At 56.7% G+C, this 16,245-nt stretch carries 9 protein-coding genes and 7 pseudogenes; 6 read left to right on the top strand and 10 right to left on the bottom strand.

Annotation, left to right across the window (positions count from 1 at the left end; all coding sequences use genetic code 11):
- Window positions 1-34: 34 nt before the first annotated feature.
- Window positions 35-510: pseudogene (locus ML_RS07880) on the bottom strand (LSm family protein).
- 136 nt (window positions 511-646) lie between these two features.
- Here ML_RS07880 and ML_RS07885 point away from each other — a divergent pair.
- Together ML_RS07885 and ML_RS07890 are read left to right on the top strand one after the other, a co-directional pair.
- Window positions 647-1,174 (top strand): hypothetical protein, encoded by a 528-nt coding sequence (locus tag ML_RS07885; protein ID WP_414085488.1) that lies wholly within the window; start codon window positions 647-649, stop codon window positions 1,172-1,174.
- A complete protein-coding gene (locus ML_RS07890) occupies window positions 1,171-1,668 on the top strand; it encodes a ferritin-like domain-containing protein (RefSeq protein ID WP_010908406.1) in 498 nt (165 codons plus the stop codon). Before ML_RS07885 ends, ML_RS07890 begins: the two co-directional genes overlap by 4 nt.
- A 24-nt stretch (window positions 1,669-1,692) precedes the next feature.
- On the opposite strand, the gene ML_RS07895 is transcribed toward ML_RS07890, so the two are convergent.
- The 6 genes and pseudogenes from ML_RS07895 to ML_RS07925 form a co-directional block, all read right to left on the bottom strand.
- Window positions 1,693-3,297 (bottom strand): MFS transporter, encoded by a 1,605-nt coding sequence (locus tag ML_RS07895; protein ID WP_010908407.1) that lies wholly within the window; start codon window positions 3,295-3,297, stop codon window positions 1,693-1,695.
- A gap of 33 nt (window positions 3,298-3,330) precedes the next feature.
- Window positions 3,331-4,529 (bottom strand): annotated as a pseudogene (locus ML_RS19145) (siroheme synthase family protein).
- A gap of 48 nt (window positions 4,530-4,577) precedes the next feature.
- Window positions 4,578-5,959 (bottom strand): annotated as a pseudogene (locus tag ML_RS19150) (cobyrinate a,c-diamide synthase).
- A 35-nt stretch (window positions 5,960-5,994) separates the two neighbouring features.
- Window positions 5,995-7,479: pseudogene (locus ML_RS19875) on the bottom strand (ATP-binding protein); the annotation flags it as partial.
- A gap of 7 nt (window positions 7,480-7,486) precedes the next feature.
- Window positions 7,487-7,774 (bottom strand): annotated as a pseudogene (locus ML_RS07920) (GNAT family N-acetyltransferase); the annotation flags it as partial.
- A pseudogene (locus tag ML_RS07925) lies at window positions 7,771-9,256 on the bottom strand (malate:quinone oxidoreductase). The pseudogenes ML_RS07925 and ML_RS07920, both read right to left, overlap by 4 nt.
- Window positions 9,257-10,485: 1,229 nt before the next feature.
- On the opposite strand from ML_RS07925, the pseudogene ML_RS07930 reads away from it, so the two are divergent.
- From ML_RS07930 to ML_RS07945, 4 genes and pseudogenes are all read left to right on the top strand, one after another.
- Window positions 10,486-11,836: pseudogene (locus ML_RS07930) on the top strand (FAD-dependent oxidoreductase); the annotation flags it as partial.
- A 396-nt stretch (window positions 11,837-12,232) separates the two neighbouring features.
- Window positions 12,233-12,625, top strand: coding sequence for a hypothetical protein (locus ML_RS19880; RefSeq protein WP_081439347.1), 393 nt, complete (start codon window positions 12,233-12,235; stop codon window positions 12,623-12,625).
- 183 nt (window positions 12,626-12,808) lie between these two features.
- A complete protein-coding gene (locus ML_RS07940; RefSeq protein WP_081439348.1) occupies window positions 12,809-13,063 on the top strand; it encodes a HoxN/HupN/NixA family nickel/cobalt transporter in 255 nt (84 codons plus the stop codon).
- A gap of 393 nt (window positions 13,064-13,456) precedes the next feature.
- Window positions 13,457-13,921: an alkaline phosphatase family protein gene (locus ML_RS07945; protein ID WP_231846575.1), complete on the top strand. Its 465-nt coding sequence runs from the start codon at window positions 13,457-13,459 to the stop codon at window positions 13,919-13,921.
- A gap of 460 nt (window positions 13,922-14,381) precedes the next feature.
- On the opposite strand, the gene ML_RS07950 is transcribed toward ML_RS07945, so the two are convergent.
- The 3 genes from ML_RS07950 to ML_RS07960 all read right to left on the bottom strand — a co-directional run bounded on the left by ML_RS07950 (window position 14,382) and on the right by ML_RS07960 (window position 15,835).
- Window positions 14,382-15,131 (bottom strand): gamma-glutamyl-gamma-aminobutyrate hydrolase family protein, encoded by a 750-nt coding sequence (locus tag ML_RS07950; RefSeq protein WP_010908409.1) that lies wholly within the window; start codon window positions 15,129-15,131, stop codon window positions 14,382-14,384.
- Window positions 15,132-15,171: 40 nt separating this feature from the next.
- Window positions 15,172-15,390: a hypothetical protein gene (locus ML_RS07955; RefSeq protein ID WP_041322840.1), complete on the bottom strand. Its 219-nt coding sequence runs from the start codon at window positions 15,388-15,390 to the stop codon at window positions 15,172-15,174.
- A 232-nt stretch (window positions 15,391-15,622) separates the two neighbouring features.
- A complete protein-coding gene (locus tag ML_RS07960) occupies window positions 15,623-15,835 on the bottom strand; it encodes a hypothetical protein (RefSeq protein WP_172591913.1) in 213 nt (70 codons plus the stop codon).
- Window positions 15,836-16,245: the final 410 nt, after the last annotated feature.

Raw genomic sequence — 16,245 nt, forward strand, 5'->3', positions numbered from 1 at the left:
CCTGCCCCCTGATCAGCCCAGTCGCCAGTTCCAACTACGCTTGTGGTGAAAATTCCATCTAGACAATAGCTTTCATGATTTCAATAGCGGGATCGCGCATACCACACAGTCGCGGTCTTCGTGGATCACCAACGTCACCGTGTCGCCGCACGTCTCCCCAATTCGATCGGTCAGCTGGGATCCGCCCGACGGCGGCCAATTCAACCTTGCGGCCACGGGCGCGGCGAAAGTGTTTCTCGCTGGTAAACGGTCGCCCCATACCGAGCGAACTGACCTCTAGGAAGTAGCGGTCCACGATATTATCCAGGCCGTCCAATAAAGCCGATACCGAATGTGACAGAGTGGCTATTATGTCCCGAGCGAGGACTGTGTCACCGTCGGCAAGCACCGTAATCCAGAACGGTTGGGACCAGGTGTGGATGATCACGTCTTCGACCTCGTAGCCTGCACGGGCGACTCTCCACCAAGCAGCTCGATGACCTGTATCTGCGAAGGTAGCCCGGTGTTCACGGCGAGTTCCTCATCTTGAGTTGTCGGCGGAATCCAACGAACAACGATACGCCAGGAATCGTGAATCACGATGTGATCGTGTAGTCAAGATAAACTCATCACGCCTTAAACCGGTCCCAATGGCAGGATGTTGCTTGTGCCCAGTGCAGTACCCGTCATCAACAGGCGCGGTGTGCTCGCCGGTGGTGCTACCCTGACTGTGCTCGGAGTGTGTTTCTCCGCCTGCAGTAAGTCCCCGTCCAAGACCCCAGAGATCGAAGAGCTACTAGGTCCATTGGACCAGGCCAGACACGATAGTGCGCTGGCTTCCGCCGCCGCGGCTGCCATCGGCAACCTGCCGCAAATCACTGCAGCGCTGGCTGTGGTCGCCACCCAACGCGCCGCGCATGCCCGAGCACTGGTCACCGAGATCTCTCGGGCCACCGGCAAGCTCGCCTCCTCCTCAAGCGACACAACCAGCCCCGGCCTCAGCCCAGCTAGTCCGCCGTCGAAGCCACCGCCACCGGTATCCGACGTGATCGATGCACTGCGCACATCAGCGGAGGGTGCTGGTCGCCTAGTCTCCACCGCATCGGGATACCGGGCCGGCCTGCTCGCCTCTATAGCCGCTTCCTGCACAGCGTCCTACACGGTTGCGCTCGTGTCTGGAGGTCCATCGATATGACATCCATTGAGCCCAGCGCACCAACCCCGGTCGCCACACCCAAACGGACCCCGGTTAGTCAGGATTCCGACAACGCTGGGCTGAGTGAGGCGCTTGTCGTCGAACACTCGACCATTTATGGCTACGGCATCGTGTTAGCGTTGTCGCCCCCGAATGCCAACAGCCTGGTAGTGGACGCCCTTATCCAGCATCGCCAACGGCGCGACGATATCATCGTGATGCTGACCGCACGCCGAGTCAGTCCTCCAGTCGCAGCGTCCGGCTACCAGCTGCCCATGCTGGTCGGCAGCGCGGCCGATGCGGCACGCCTGGCCGTGCGGATGGAAAACGACGGAGCGACAGCCTGGCGAGCCGTCGCCGAACACGCCGAGACGGCCGATGACCGCACGTTCGCCGCGATGGCCCTAGCCCAAAGCGCAGTCATGGCCGCCCGATGGAACAAAATGCTGGGCGCCTGGCCCATCACCACCACCTTCCCTGGCAGCAACGAATAGCGCGGGTAGCACCCCGACGACGGCCTACAGTTCGCCGGCGTCGACCGCTTCCTTGACCTCCTGCGCGTAGGCCACCTGCTCGGGGGTGTACCCGATGAACAGCGCCGCCACGCCGACGATGACGACCGCTCCGGCCACCCACAGCAGGCCGTAGGTGTAGCCGTGATCAAGTGCACGCAACTGCGCGTCGTTCATAAACTTCACTGGGCCGGTGGTACCGCCCAGGTACAGCGTGCGCGAGGTGATGACCGCTTGGATGACAGCCAGCACGAGTGGCCCGCCGAGGCTCTGCAGCATTAGCGCAATCGCGGACACCGGGCCGATCCGATCGAAACCTACCCCGGCGATAGCAGACAACGTCAGCGGGACGACGGCCATGCCGATGCCGATTCCACCAACGACGATGGGTGCTAACAGGTTGGGAAAATAGGGAACGCCGCGGTTCATGAACGCCCAACCGTACAGCATAGCGACCATGAGCAGCCATCCACCACCTATCGTCAATACCCGTGGCGAAAACCGAGACACCAACTGTGAAGACACGCCCAGGCCGATTCCCATCGCGATGACGAACGGGATAAAGCCGATGCCAGCGCGTAGCGCGCTGTAGCCCAAGATGTCCTGTATGTATAGGCCGATGGATACAGTCAAGCTGAAAATGACGCCACCGGCCAGGAAAATCGCGATGAAGGTGACCAGCCGATTACGGTCCCGGAACAGGTCAAACGGTACGACAGGATTTTCAGCAGTACGTTCCACGACGGCAAATGCGATAGCGGCTACCAATGCCACCAAGCCCGAACCGATCGTGGTCAGCGAAATCCAACCCTTCTCCGGTCCCATCGAGAAGGCGAAAACGGCCGCGGTGCAAGCCAGCGTGGCCAGAATGGCCCCAGCCGCGTCCAGCTTCATCCGCTCCTTGTGGGTCTCATGCAAAGCGGTGCGGGCCAGGTAGATCATCACCAACCCAATCGGCACGTTCACTAAAAACGCCAGTCGCCACGACACCTCGGTAAGCGCCCCGCCGACCACGAGGCCCATCACCGAGCCGATTGCCGTCATCGCGGCGAACACCGCCGTAGCGGTATTGCGCGCTGAGCCCTTAGAGAAGGTGGTTGCAACCAGTGCGAGACCGGTCGGTGATGCGATAGCCGACCCGATGCCCTGCAATAGTCGAGCAATGACCAAGGTCACTTCGTCCCAGGCCACAGCGCAAAGCACCGAGGAAATAGTAAACAGCGCGACGCCGACGATGAACGTGCGCTTGCGCCCGATGGTGTCGCCGAGGCGGCCACCGAGCAACATCAGCCCGCCGAATGTCAGCACGTAGGCAGTAATCCCCCAACTACGGCCGGCGTCGGACAGGCTCAGCTCGTTTTGAATCTTGGGAAGCGCGACGATGGCGACGGTGCTGTCCATGGTCGCCAATAGCTGCATGCCACCGATCACGATGACCGCTGCAATGAAACGACCAGAAGGGAAACGACCAGAAGGCAGCAACGTCGGGTACTTGCTTGTGCGTTCTGAGGCGGGCTCCACCTGCTGCGTCAGTCGCGACGGGGCCGGACGATCCGATCGTGCAGCTGTCCAGTTGTGGACTGCCCGCTCATGGTCGTAAAGAGTCACCATAGCCGGTTACCCTACAGTAATCTTAAGAGAAGTTTAATGGCCGAATGCCGCGACAGCCCAATGACAGTAAGCGCGCGAGGGCAGATCCCTTCTGCACGGACCTTTTCCGGCCCTTTTCCGGCGTGTCGGCAAGGGTAGCCCGCAATGTCTGTTGAACGAGCCGTCGTGCCAATTTGAACTACCAGCACCGGCGCATCCACAGGTCGGTCGCCCTTGAGCACAGCATCGACGAAAAGTGTGATCCGTTCCACCGGTATCAACAAAAACTATAATACCCGATAATGCAGCCAATGCATTCCAATTTCACTAAACCGATTTCGGGATGACTGGGCGCGAGATGCCCGCTGAAGACTACAAATTCGTGATTTATCGCCCGGTGAGTGACCGGAAACGCCGACCAATGCGGGCACCACTATGGCACTGGTCACACCGGGCACCACAGTCACCGAGACTTCCTCATAACCTCATAACCGCGAGCGAAGACAGGGTGCCTTTGAGGCGGACCACAAAACGCCCGGATCGGACCCGTTCGATCATGACGTCATTGATTGCTTCCTGGGCCATGGCTCGGCCGTACGAAATATTTGGCAGTATCTATAACTTAACACGTACAGGGCGACAGCTCGGCGAGCAATTCGGGCGGAGCAAGTCGATCAGTGACCACAAAATCGGACCCGGGTCAATAAACGGCGGCCAAGCACGATGATCAACTCAGGGATAACCAGGACCACTGCCGACCCAACGTGCACGACGTCGGCGGAGCCTGCAAAGTCTTCGAGGGAAAGCAGGCGTCGTTTGCACACCTCAGCGAATGGCCGACCGGATCGCTACCGACCGACGGTGCTCGCCACCAACCGAAAAATCTACCGACAACCTCACGTAGCTGAACGACACCCGCGTCACCGCGGTCCCTTCGACAGCAATATCGGCGTGGAAGCAAAAGATTCGACAACGATCGATCTCAGCGACCACCGCCTCATTCACCTGTACGTCACCGAGTAGCCGCGATCGCGGACCAGGCGTCGTCAAGGGAGCCATCGCGGTATTCCCGCGCCGACAATAGTGATTCCGTTCATTGCCTTGACGGCGTGATCGCGGTACGGGAAATGATGTGCATGTCGGCGCCGCTGGTGATGAGCAAAGGTAACTGGCGCTGAGCAATCGTGCCTCCACCGATCACCACCTTCCTTACCTGCCAGCCGCAACCCTGCCAGGTAAGCGTTCTCAGTCACCTACCAAAGCTTAAGATCCGGGGTTGATCGCCAACCTTTCCAGCAACGTTACTTTCGATTAGCGACAGTGTGTGCAAAAAACCGCTCCACCACGGCCAGCGTAGCAACCGGATGGGTGTTCAGATACGAGGCGTGCATGCCGGAGTCCACGACGTCAGCATGCAAAGTGCCGTACTCACCGCCTACATCGCGAGTCCAAAAAACCCACGCTAGCCTAGCTATCGACAAATGTGACTGCAATTCGGTGAAATTCATCTCCAATCACTCGCTGAACAACCTAATACAGCGCCGATTAGGCCACCGCCACGGCGTGGCCGTATACCAATTGCAGGCGCCGAGTGAACTACGCCGATCCGGTCAACACACCGCACATCAGGTGTCCGTCAAGGTCGAAGACCATGTAGATATAGATCAGCCCCGCGCATCCGGCATGCACCAGTGTGCCAACGATCGCCAGTGCCTTTATTTTAGCGACGGCCGACATCGTTGGCAGCAAGCTACGCAGTGAATTATTCGGGATCCCGCCGTGCCAGCAGCACCGCGTCCATGCTGTCCTGCAACGAATCACTGAGCGGATCGAATTCGACCACTTCAACGCCAGTAGCCCGCAACAATTCGGCGTGCTCTGGGTAGCCGAAATTGAATACCTTCCCGTTGCCATTGCCACGATGGCGCACCCGCCGATCTCAGCACCACGCCCAACAACCTTGCCGCCGATCAGCAGCCCAGCACCTGGCGGCGGCAAACACAGCGACCAAGACCGTCATTTCCTCGACCGCGACGTACGCATGACGCTCGTACTCTGCGATGGTTTCATGACACAGATGTCTTGTCGGCAGCTCTAATTCAGTAAAAAGCAGAGTGGTGCCCAGCACCGCGACACCGACCTGCTCAGATGCCTGTCGCAGCACCTGCTCGTGGCCTGGCCGACTCAATACCGATTTAGAATCACACTGGCAAGCCTGGTTAGCATTATTTAACGTGGACAAGCCTTGCAGGAAAGCAGCAATGCTGTGGCTCTGGCCGCACCCATCGATCACCAGGATAACCAGGGCACCCAGCAGACCGATTACGTGTGCAGTGGACCCCCGGAAGCATTGTGTTAGCCGCAGCGTACGCCGCGGCTAACACAATGCTTCCGTAGAACAAAACCATCACACTTTCGATCACAACGATGTAAGCGCCAGCAGCGCTGTGCGCATACAACGGGACAATGAACTGCTCATCCACCAATACCGGGACCAGCATTGTGGCCGAGGCGGGACGCGGCCACAGTGTGGTAGCCAATCCAAACCCACCTCAAACGGCGCGACAATATGACCTGTCTTCCGCAGTGTTCCGATCAAAACCGTTGCAACCGTGATATCTCCACTGCCTAATGCGGGGAGGCGACAACCACCTCCGGTACTGGCGCCGCTTTGTGACCCAATGCCACAAACGTCCTGCTTCCATCCGGTTTTTCACTTTAGGTAATCCCGGTCGCTAAATCAGCAGACTCGACAAACAGTGGCGGAACATCACGTGCGATGATCACCACATGCTGCTGACCAGGCCAGACCAACAAAACGTCCACCACATCGTCTACGTCGACCCAACCCCAGTTCAGCAGATAGGTGGACTCAATCCCAGCCCATAGAAACCATTGCTTTGTCAAGCCATCCGTTGCGGCCTCCGCGTGATCGCGGTCGCTGCCCGCCTTGCACAACGTACGCGTCCAGAACCGGCCGGCACTCAATTTTATGCCATTCGACGGCCCCATCGACCCCGTTCTGGTCGTGCAACTGATCAAACTGACGAAAAGCCGGCTCTTCACTGACTTTTCCCTTGACGCTCTTAACGAACTGGAAGACAACGAAGTCCAGTCCACTATATCTAGGAACACAAGAACATTCCAAACACTGCCGTCGATTTGTCCCTTGCCCGCACCGGTATGGATGCTAGTATGAATGTGTTGCACCGAGCACGGAGCCGATATTATCGCCGGTTGCTTGGAGCCCATACCCCTGTGAAATAAGCGTTTACCGACTTCGGTCACCCTGCGCACAACGTACATCAGAATAATAAAAGCATTTAGTTGTTCGAGCAGCACCGTCGGTGCCTCGAGTTGGCAGGCCAGTTGGCCAGCCAGCTCCAGCCGCATATACGACGTCTCGCAGTCCACTACCACGGACGCATCCTCAGCTGCCAGCTGGTACGCCGTGATTCGACTGCGGACCAACGTGTCTGGCCCTAAAGCAGCCCAACCGTTGGTGAGTACGACGTTGTCCCCGTTCACACACCTTTCCCATATAACCAACTCACGCAACGCCAACAGACCTTTAGCGAGCGCTATTTTGCCGCCTGTGTCAAGTTGGGCTAGCCGGAGTACAGGAGATATACACTGACAATGTCAGCGGAGGAAGCAATTTCGCTTAGTGCTGACCGAAGGTGATCACCTCGACCGTGTAGCACCTTTGGTAGACGTCGCGCAGCAGCTACAGGGTGGCTCCGCTGACCACGGCCATGCGACTCCGGGCAGCCATCGAGCATGAAGCGTAGACAACGAAGATCACCCAGTTTGCCCTCGCGACCCTGACGGATGGCACGGCGTACGTCGCCTGGCTCCGACCGCAGCGGCCCACTCCGGTGGCGAAAAGCAAAGTGGCGAGCATGTAAACCGTGAGCGTCGACGTCACACGACACGTTCACGTACACGTCGAGGACGAACCGATCCAGCAGTTCCGGACACAGTTGACTCTCCTCCGGATTCATCATGCCGATCAACACGAAACGATCCTCATGCGAGTAGGAGATGCCGTCACGCTCGATGTGTACTCATCCCATCGCCGCAGCGTAGAAAAGCACGTCAACCAGATGATCGTGGAGCAGGTTGACCTCATCGACATACAACACACCACCTGTAAGCACAGGCCAGCACCCCGGATGAAAACACGTACTCACCGCCGCGGAGCGCGCAGCGTGGCGTGCCCCCGACTACGTACGTTACGTTTCGTGCACACAGGACAATCCGAAACGCTTTTTCGCCTCCGGAGTGTTCCTCCATCAGCCGCAGCGTGCAGATCCACCTCGCCGTCGGCCGGTGCCAACCAGAAGTGCCGAGTTTAGACTAGCCAGTCACGACCATCTAGCTCCGGATACGAGTACACCTGTTCTACGACGAAAAACTCCACCCGCAAATTGAGTAGCTCGTAATGAATCTGAGCGTCAAAGTTTTTAGCCCAAATGCTAAGCAAAGCTTCAGTCATAGGTCACACAGCCTTACAGCTATAACGCTCCATAACCACACCTCGTCGATCAATTCGAACTCATGAGATAGTTCGACCCCCAGTGACTACACCATGTCCTTGACATGTAGATAACCGAGCCTGATACCGCTTGGCAAAACAACACGCAAGCACGTTGAGTATGTCCTACGCTGCGGTCGACTGCTCCCGGGAATCCACCCAACAGCAAGGCGCGATGCTACTGTCGACGGATCCCAGCACAGAGGTGCTGAATTCGATTATTCAGCCTTTACACCTATCTAACCGGATCATCCGCACGCGTTGACCAGGTACCGTAAGAAAACAGTCTCAATCCATTGCACTGGAATCGAATTAGAACATAATACGGACACGATCGAGTTCGATGATTGTTTTTGGCTGATCAGTATAGTCAAGCAGAGTGATATCTATGATACCAACGTGGAGAATTAACAACAAGTTGTCAGGTTTGATCGAGCGGGGCAGGTCGGTAAAGTGATTTTTTCAAGAATTTTAGTGATCAACTGACATACGGACCGAACACCAGCCACTACTTGCCGTTGACCAACCGTTGGTCCAGATGCAGCGCCCCAAAAGATGGCGCACCAGGCTCCTGAAGGCCATATACTCTGGCCCGATGCGCAGCGGTGAATACAGGGCTGTCGGTGCGCAGAAACCGGCCACCGATCGGAAAGCCAGCTAACCCCTTGACCTCATCGATGCGGGACTTTTACAGCAACTACAGGATATTACCGCCAACTCCGATAAAGACAAATTTGGTGTTCAACTTGTTCCTTTCGCCAGCCCGGCAGTTGCTGACAGTTAGCGTCCAGCTGCCGTCGAACTGACGAGATAGGTTGCGCACTTCGTGACCAAACAGCGTGATTGTGCCGTTGCGCACGCAAAAAACGATGAGCTGTCAGGAGAGTGAACCGAAATGGACATCCGTGCCATCCTGAGCCTAGTGCAGCGCAATCAGCTCAGAGAAGTCCATTTTGGCGGCCACCAACGGTTGCAGGAAGAGCGAACTGGCCGGGGTCCTAAATCAGCTCAGTACGGACGAACAACAGGTTAGCAGCCAGCACCTGCTGTCAGCGCCGCGGGTAATAGACACGCTCAGTTCCGTGGACGAAACTCACGTGCGGAATGCGGTTGAGGAAACTACGTACGTCGATCAGGATGGTATTTTCGGCGGCCTACGCCCAGAACTGGCTAACCACCTGGAATTGTTTGTTGATATGCATCGCTTTAGTGATGTCGATAGCACCGGAAGAGTTTTGTGAGGTATAATTCTAAACTCATAGTGCGGAGAGTCTGAGGCCGGCATTGTTCCAAGAAGCTGCTGCGTTCGGCGGCAACCACATCCAGCGACTCGATCAAGGTAATCAACCAGTCCGGCTCTAGCCGCTCTAGCAACGCACTCAGCGTGGCCCTCATTTTTCCGGCACCAACGAGCACAACGCTGGTGCTGGCTAGCTCTGACACCCGTATCGTTGATCCTTCGTTTTAGCAAGACTTACTCGGCGATGCCAGTCCCCAGGTTATCGCGACCGGGCCTACCCCAAAGCGGCGCCACAGAACCAACCCGAGCTAACCATCGCACACAATCTGTCACCACACTACTAAGCTCACCTCGTGACCAGCTGGAATCCCGATGTTCTGCCCAGTTATTAGCAGTACACAATCCCGCTCAGAATCAATACCGACGGGAGGGAGACATCGTCGCAACCCTGATCCGTTGGGGGGAGCCGAAGGCGGCGCATGCGGTCTCTGTGGTGCACGGATACACCGATTACTTCTTCCACACCGAGCTGGCCAATCATTTCACCAACCTCGGCTAACATTCTCATGCGCTAGACCGATACAAGTGCAGCCGGGGATGATAGCTTAGGCCAAACTCCGCACTTCATCACCAACATGTCGCAACTACGACGCTGAACTCGAACACACCCTGTCAGTCATCGGCAAGCAGAACCTTTCAGCCAAAGTGCTGGCGTGCAGTCATTACACCGATGGACTCATCGTGGAGCTCCTGCTGGATAAGTTGCACCGGAGTGGTGCACCCGCGTGTGAGCAGTGGGATCCTAGTCCTTAGTAGCCCGTGGTTGGATTGCCAGGGCCCGGAGGTTCTGCATCTGGGCATGGCCGCGGCAGCAATCACGCCGCTATCGAGACTGTGCACAAACGGTGTATTCCGTTGCAGGGTAATGATGGTTACGGGTACATCCTGCACCGATAGTACGATCGGGGAGTTCGACTATAATCTGCAATGGAAGTCGCTGGAAGGCTTCCCGATTACCTTCGGCTGATTCAAATACCATGCGCCTCGGACAGGCACTGCTGCATTGCAGTCTCTCGACGTCAGGGTAACCGACTTAATTTTTAGTTGGGATCATAGCGTAAACGAAAGTAGTGTCCTGACGGCCCTGCAATACGGCTACGCGGTTTTCGACACTGCCCAGATCGCCTGGTAGGTGATTGTATGGACAACCGTAGTACCGTCGTTCCTGCAGTAGATGCCAAACGCAAAGTTTTCCTGTCACTTCCGCAACGGAGCCAGATGTCCTATCACCAAACGGACTTCTTATCTCAAACTATGGGACAACACCGACACCAGTGATGAGCGCAAGCGCGGCGAAGCTGAGTGCAGCGGGTCATCACCATCGATCTCAGCATCGTTACGGAAAGGGTAAGCAAAAAATAGGAATTACAACATCGCTGTAATCGGAACAAGTTCGGGAAAAGCATTCCAGCAGATCGATATGCCGAACAAGCGGAAAGCAATCTGCGAACAGGACTTCATGGGGACTTTCCTGAACTCCGGATGCATACCTACGAAGATGTTCGTCTCTACTGCCAAAAACTTCAATTTTATCAGACGTTCGGCATGATATGATATCGATACACGTATCTACCGGGTGCGCTGAGAATATATCGTCCCACGCATCTTCGGAAGGATCGATCCAATCAGGTTCAGCAGCGAGTACTACCACTATCGACAGTAAGCACCTAATATCCGACGCATACCACCAGAACACCAGGTTCGGAACCGTTAAAGCCTACGGGTTTTATCTGCTGAGCACCGAAGCTGGTGAAGAATTCACCGACGAACAAGTGGTAATCGTAGCGGGACCGCGGCTAGTGGTTCCGCCGGCCATCTTTGCATCCGACTTCAAAGTATCACACCAGCGATAACGTCATGCAGATATCTGAGTTGCCCGAACATACCGTGATCATCGAAAGAGGATTTTTTGCAGCAGAATTCGCGCACATCTTCTCCACTCTTGGGGGTACAGGTCATCCCGGTGATCCGGGACGGCACATTGCTTCGGCACTACAATGACACTATCTGCGAACGGTTCACCCGCACCGCTTTGAGCACATGGGAACTGCACACCTATCTTAACAGCTTAAGGACACAGAATCGTAGCTCCGGCGTCATCGTGACGCTCGACGATGGTTGCGAGTTGCACGCCGACCTAATGCTGGTGGCGATCAGCAAGGCGTCCAATGCCAATCGCCTTGACGACTAGCAGAACAGTATCGAAATCGAGGACAGTCGTGTGGTAGTCGACGAATATCAAGTACTTCCGCACATCGCGTTTTAGCTCTCAAGGATGTCTCGCTCCACATCTTCTCAAGCATGCTGCCAACCACAAAGCCCACATCTTGGCGCACAATCTCTGGTGCGATTGTTACGCCACTTGGTCGATGGCTGTGACCAACCTCCGGAACGTACCTTAGGTAGTATTTACCAATACCCATTGGATGCTATCTTGTTGACCGAAAATCAAGCTTTCGCAAGTTCACTCGATATTTCCATCAGGGTAAAGGACTACGGCAACTTCGCGTACGGCTAGGCCATAGAAGACGCCACCGGACTTATTACGCTCATCACCCAGCACGGCAGCCGGCGCCTGCTGGGTGTACACATCCTGGGCTACCAGGAATCCCCTATCACACAACCGCTGACTCAAGCTATGAACTGCGGGGCTAACCGTGCACCAAATAGCATGTGGCCAATACTGGATCCATCCTGCGCTGCCCGAAGGAGTCGAAAAAAGCGCTAGTCGGTCCGCGCTGACCTTAACGACGCTGCGGATGGCGAATACACCTAATCCGTTGGTAACAGCCGGGTCCAGAGCCGACGACTTGGGCGTCACCTGGCCAGAATCAGCCCCGATACCTGGGATCGCCAATTTTCAGCCGCAATAGGGAACGGCGTGACTCCTGTAATCCACTTGCATAGAGCCGGTGACTCAACTGCACAGTGGTGGCTGTTGCGTTTTGCCCGACCTACGTTAGAAGGACCGACATGATCGGTAAGGAGTTCGATAAAAGCCCATCGTGGTCATCACGGTTCTGCACAGCACATGGCTTCATAGCGCCAACAGAATGGCCGACGGCTGGAATTGATGTTGGTGGTTATCGTGCTCGCTGCACCTGGTTGGCTGGACCACTGTGGAGTGCTTCGTCCAGTCAGCACAGTTCTCCTTGGGCGGCAAGATATTTAGTATCGATATCAAGTTGACGGCATTACACCTTGGGCTTGCGGTACGCGTTCGGCACCGAACATATTACGGCGATCTACACCACCATCCGCAAGCTGATGAACGATGGGAAACGTCCCCTGGTGTCGGATCGGTGCTGCTGGGCCACGTCACAATGGTTTTCAGGATGGCGGTGCTGCTAGCAACCGGAGGTAAAACCATCGTCGGACCGGTTAAGGATAACTCCTCGTCGCTGCACCATTGCACAGCGCTGGTTGACAACAACGCCTCAAGGATGCTCCTCTACCGCATCGCGCTCCTCGACGTCATCATACTGATCGGCATGCTGGCGGAGGGTAATTAGCACAGTTGCGCCGCAAGCAGCTACGACGAAGCTAAGCTGGAACAACAGTTGGACAATCGAGTACTGATCAACCGTTTTGTCGGACGCTGGACTACAGCAATCAGCAAGTCCTGGCACGCTGTACCCGATCGAATTGTTGTTTGAGCTGGTTTCAATACCGCCACCGAAATCGCTCCGCTGGTCATGGCAGGGGCCACCGCAGCCAACGGACTATCGTGGCATGCTATTCTGCACCTGCGCGTACCGTTCACCGCCGGCATGTGTCTGCTGGACAACATCGGTGGGCTGGTTTATGAACTTTGCCTACGGTTGGGCTTTTGCCAATCCGATACACAAATTATCTACTACAACATCACCATCACCGTACTGTTGGCGGCTGTCGCCCTGCGGATCATCAACGTCGAATTATTCAGCCTGTTCGCCGACCCGTTCGGCTAGCAGGGAGGGTTTTGTAAATGTGTCAATGGCCTTGACCGCAACACGATCGGCTATTGGGTGGTCGGTATGTTGTCGTCACCTAGGCTACGATGCTACTGGTCTGGCGCTACGGCCGTATCGAAGAACGGTGGTCCTCACCCGAAAGCGCAACCTGATCCCTTGGCCGTCCGCGCCAGATATGCAATCACCGGCGTGACACTCCGACCTGTGCATGTGGATGTCTGGGCCAACGGCTGACCCACGTCGAGCCACATGCGATCTGCCAACAGGCTAGGGCGGGCCCATATACCTAGTCCAGTTCCGAATCAATCTGCGATGTACTGCCCGCTGCGGCTGCGCTGCTAGGGGTTCCGAGTGCACTCGACAAACTGACGTTGACAAATTGGTTGTGCCATGTCAATCAGGTCAACCGAGTCGGTCGCGTCACGGTGCTGGCCTGAGAGGTTTCTCGGCAATGGATTGACCTACGCAGCATATCGCGATGTGCGGTTTGTTCTCACAAACATGACCGAGGACTACACCCAGCAGTTGGCCGACGAGGTTTCGCGCAGGGACGGGTCTGGTCTATGGCTATATATTACCGAACTAGACACCGCAGCTCATGCGTTCGGTATCGGTTCTTACCAATGGCACGACGCAGCGGCCCACGTCAATGGATTGCTGACCCACCTGACTGAGGTGCTGCCCCGGAATGCAGTGCTGCTGGTGACCGCCAACCATGGCGTCCTTAACGTCCCCAACGACTCAAGCATCGACGTCAACGCCGACCCGACTAGTGCACGAAGGAATACGGGTGGTCGCCGGAGAGCCGCGAATGCGCTACCTACACACTCAACCCCAGCGCCGCAGTCGACGTAACTGACACCTGGCGCGAGCTACTGGACAGCTGAGTAAGCAAGTGTAAAGCCGCGATCAGACCGTGTCCATCGGACTGTTCGGGCCGAATGTTAACCCGCGGTACCTACCCCGGCATCGGCGATGTCGCCGTCTAGAACGGCAACAGGGGGTACAGACGACCGAGTATAATATAAGCCAGTCAGAATCGGCGCGATTCATCGGTTTTCACGTCGCGTGCGCCCCAGCCGAAATGGTAGTCTGGACACTCGTTTTGCAACCTCTTGCCTGCTGCTGAGATTTCGGCATGCTCAAATACTTCGGCAAGTCCTGCCATACCATCGTTGTCCAACCTCAGCGAACGGCTCCTGCAACATAACCAGTACCCGACCTTGGCAACGAGGTAGGAAATAGAGCCTCCGGGTAGGATTGACTGCTACCACTAGACCTTCCCTCTCAGATCGCAATGAACACAATTTTTTGGTCAGCTGTACTCTACGCATCTGCTATTAGCGTAGCGGCACGCAGCATCGACTATCGCGGTGAACAGCCGCAGGTCACTCAGGGCCTTCTCCGGATGCCATTGCACACCAAGCACAAAAGCATCCCCCGGTAACTCTACCGCCTCGACCACGCCATCAGCGTCCCATGCACTGACCACCAAGCCGTCACCGAGCTTGTCGATGGATTGATGGTGGTAGCACCGCGCTTCGACGAACTCGCCCAGCACAGCTGCCAACCGAGTACCCGGCACAGTGCGAACCAGCAAGTTGTTAAACACCGCATTGCCCACCCAATGCTTGCTATGACCGATCACTTCAGGCAGGTGCTGATGCAGCGTGCCGCCCAGCGCGATATTAAGCAGCTGCGCGCCACGGCAAATACCTAGCACCGGCAGCCCGCGCTGCAGCGCAGCCTCGAACAGCGCGAATTCCCAGGAGTCTCGGGTAGTACGGGGCTCGTCGGTGCTCGGATGCGGTCTCTGGCCATAGGTAGCGGGATCGACATCATAACCACCGGTGATCACCAGACCGTCCAGGCCATCGAGTGCGAGGCCAGCGATCTCGGGATCGACCGGCTGCGGCGGCAGCAGCACCGCGATACCGCCGGCCATGGCGACGCCTTGAAAGTAATCGGCCGGGAGATAACCTGCAGGGACGTCCCAGAGCCCAGTGTGCACCTGCTCCAGGTAGGCTGTCAAACCCACTACTGGTCTCGAGCCGCTCAAATCCACGTACCCCTCTCCGAATCGATGACCACCGCGTTGGATTTGTTCAGTTATTGTGCGACCACGTGGCGGCGGTCTCAGCCAGCGTAGCTGGCAGCTGTTCCGCGCCGGAAACGTCGTCGGCATGGCCAGCGCCGGCCTCGGGTGGCTGCAATTTTCGCTCTATCTCATATAACACTGCCGCGATCAAGGCGGCCACCGCGTGGTACACGTTGACATCGCCGCCGACGACTAGCGTAGCGCAACTGCGGTTCCCAGCACCCATGTACGGTGGTCAGCGCGCAGCTGCAGTAGTCAAATAGCTTGTAGGAATTATGTTCGGCGCGTATCGCGCGAAGACCGCAGATCTATCCTGCGGCCTGCAGCCAGAGATAGATGTGGCGACGCTACCAGGTGCTGGTGCACAATATGATCGCTGCGTCCACAACTCCTGGGCGTTGCGTCAACCCAGCAGGTCCACCATGCGGTAATCGGCGTGGACTGAACCACGGGCCTGTCTACCTATCATCTGCCCGAGCGTCAGGAAAACTGACCAGCACGGTGGTAGCAATCTCCACCGGCGGACAGTCTCCATCGCGAACCACGCCGTTGAGGTCAGCCACCAGCGGATGTCCGCGATGGATAGCGGCGAGACCAACGGCCGACCTAACCTGAGCGCCGCCAACTCCTCCCAGGCGAGCTTCACCGCCGACACGGTCGCTGACCACCACCGCCCAGGCGATCCCCAGGGCATCAAGGATGCTCGACCACCGACTTGGCCAGTCAGTCGCGGGTCAGAGCCAATAACGACAGGTCCACAGCGAAGCGGTATGTAGGCGCTCGCACACCGCTTCACAGGGGAACAGGCCCGCGCTGCGTACCACGACCATGACACCCGCCTCCAGACCGGCTATAAAGACCGGGACCGAAATATCCGTCAAACACGCGATATAGCCAATCAGCTTGTTTAATCACCATTTCCGCGAGTTGTCTCAACCACTGCCAGTTCCGGATGCGCCTAAGTTACCTACCATTAAATAAGTTAAGTCAGTATTTACCAAGCTGTTACGGATACAGCACATCACCGAGTTGCACGTGCACCAACAGTCGCCGCGGCGGTGGGGCAATCATGCATATCAAC

This window comes from Mycobacterium leprae TN (assembly GCF_000195855.1).
GTDB lineage: Bacteria > Actinomycetota > Actinomycetes > Mycobacteriales > Mycobacteriaceae > Mycobacterium > Mycobacterium leprae.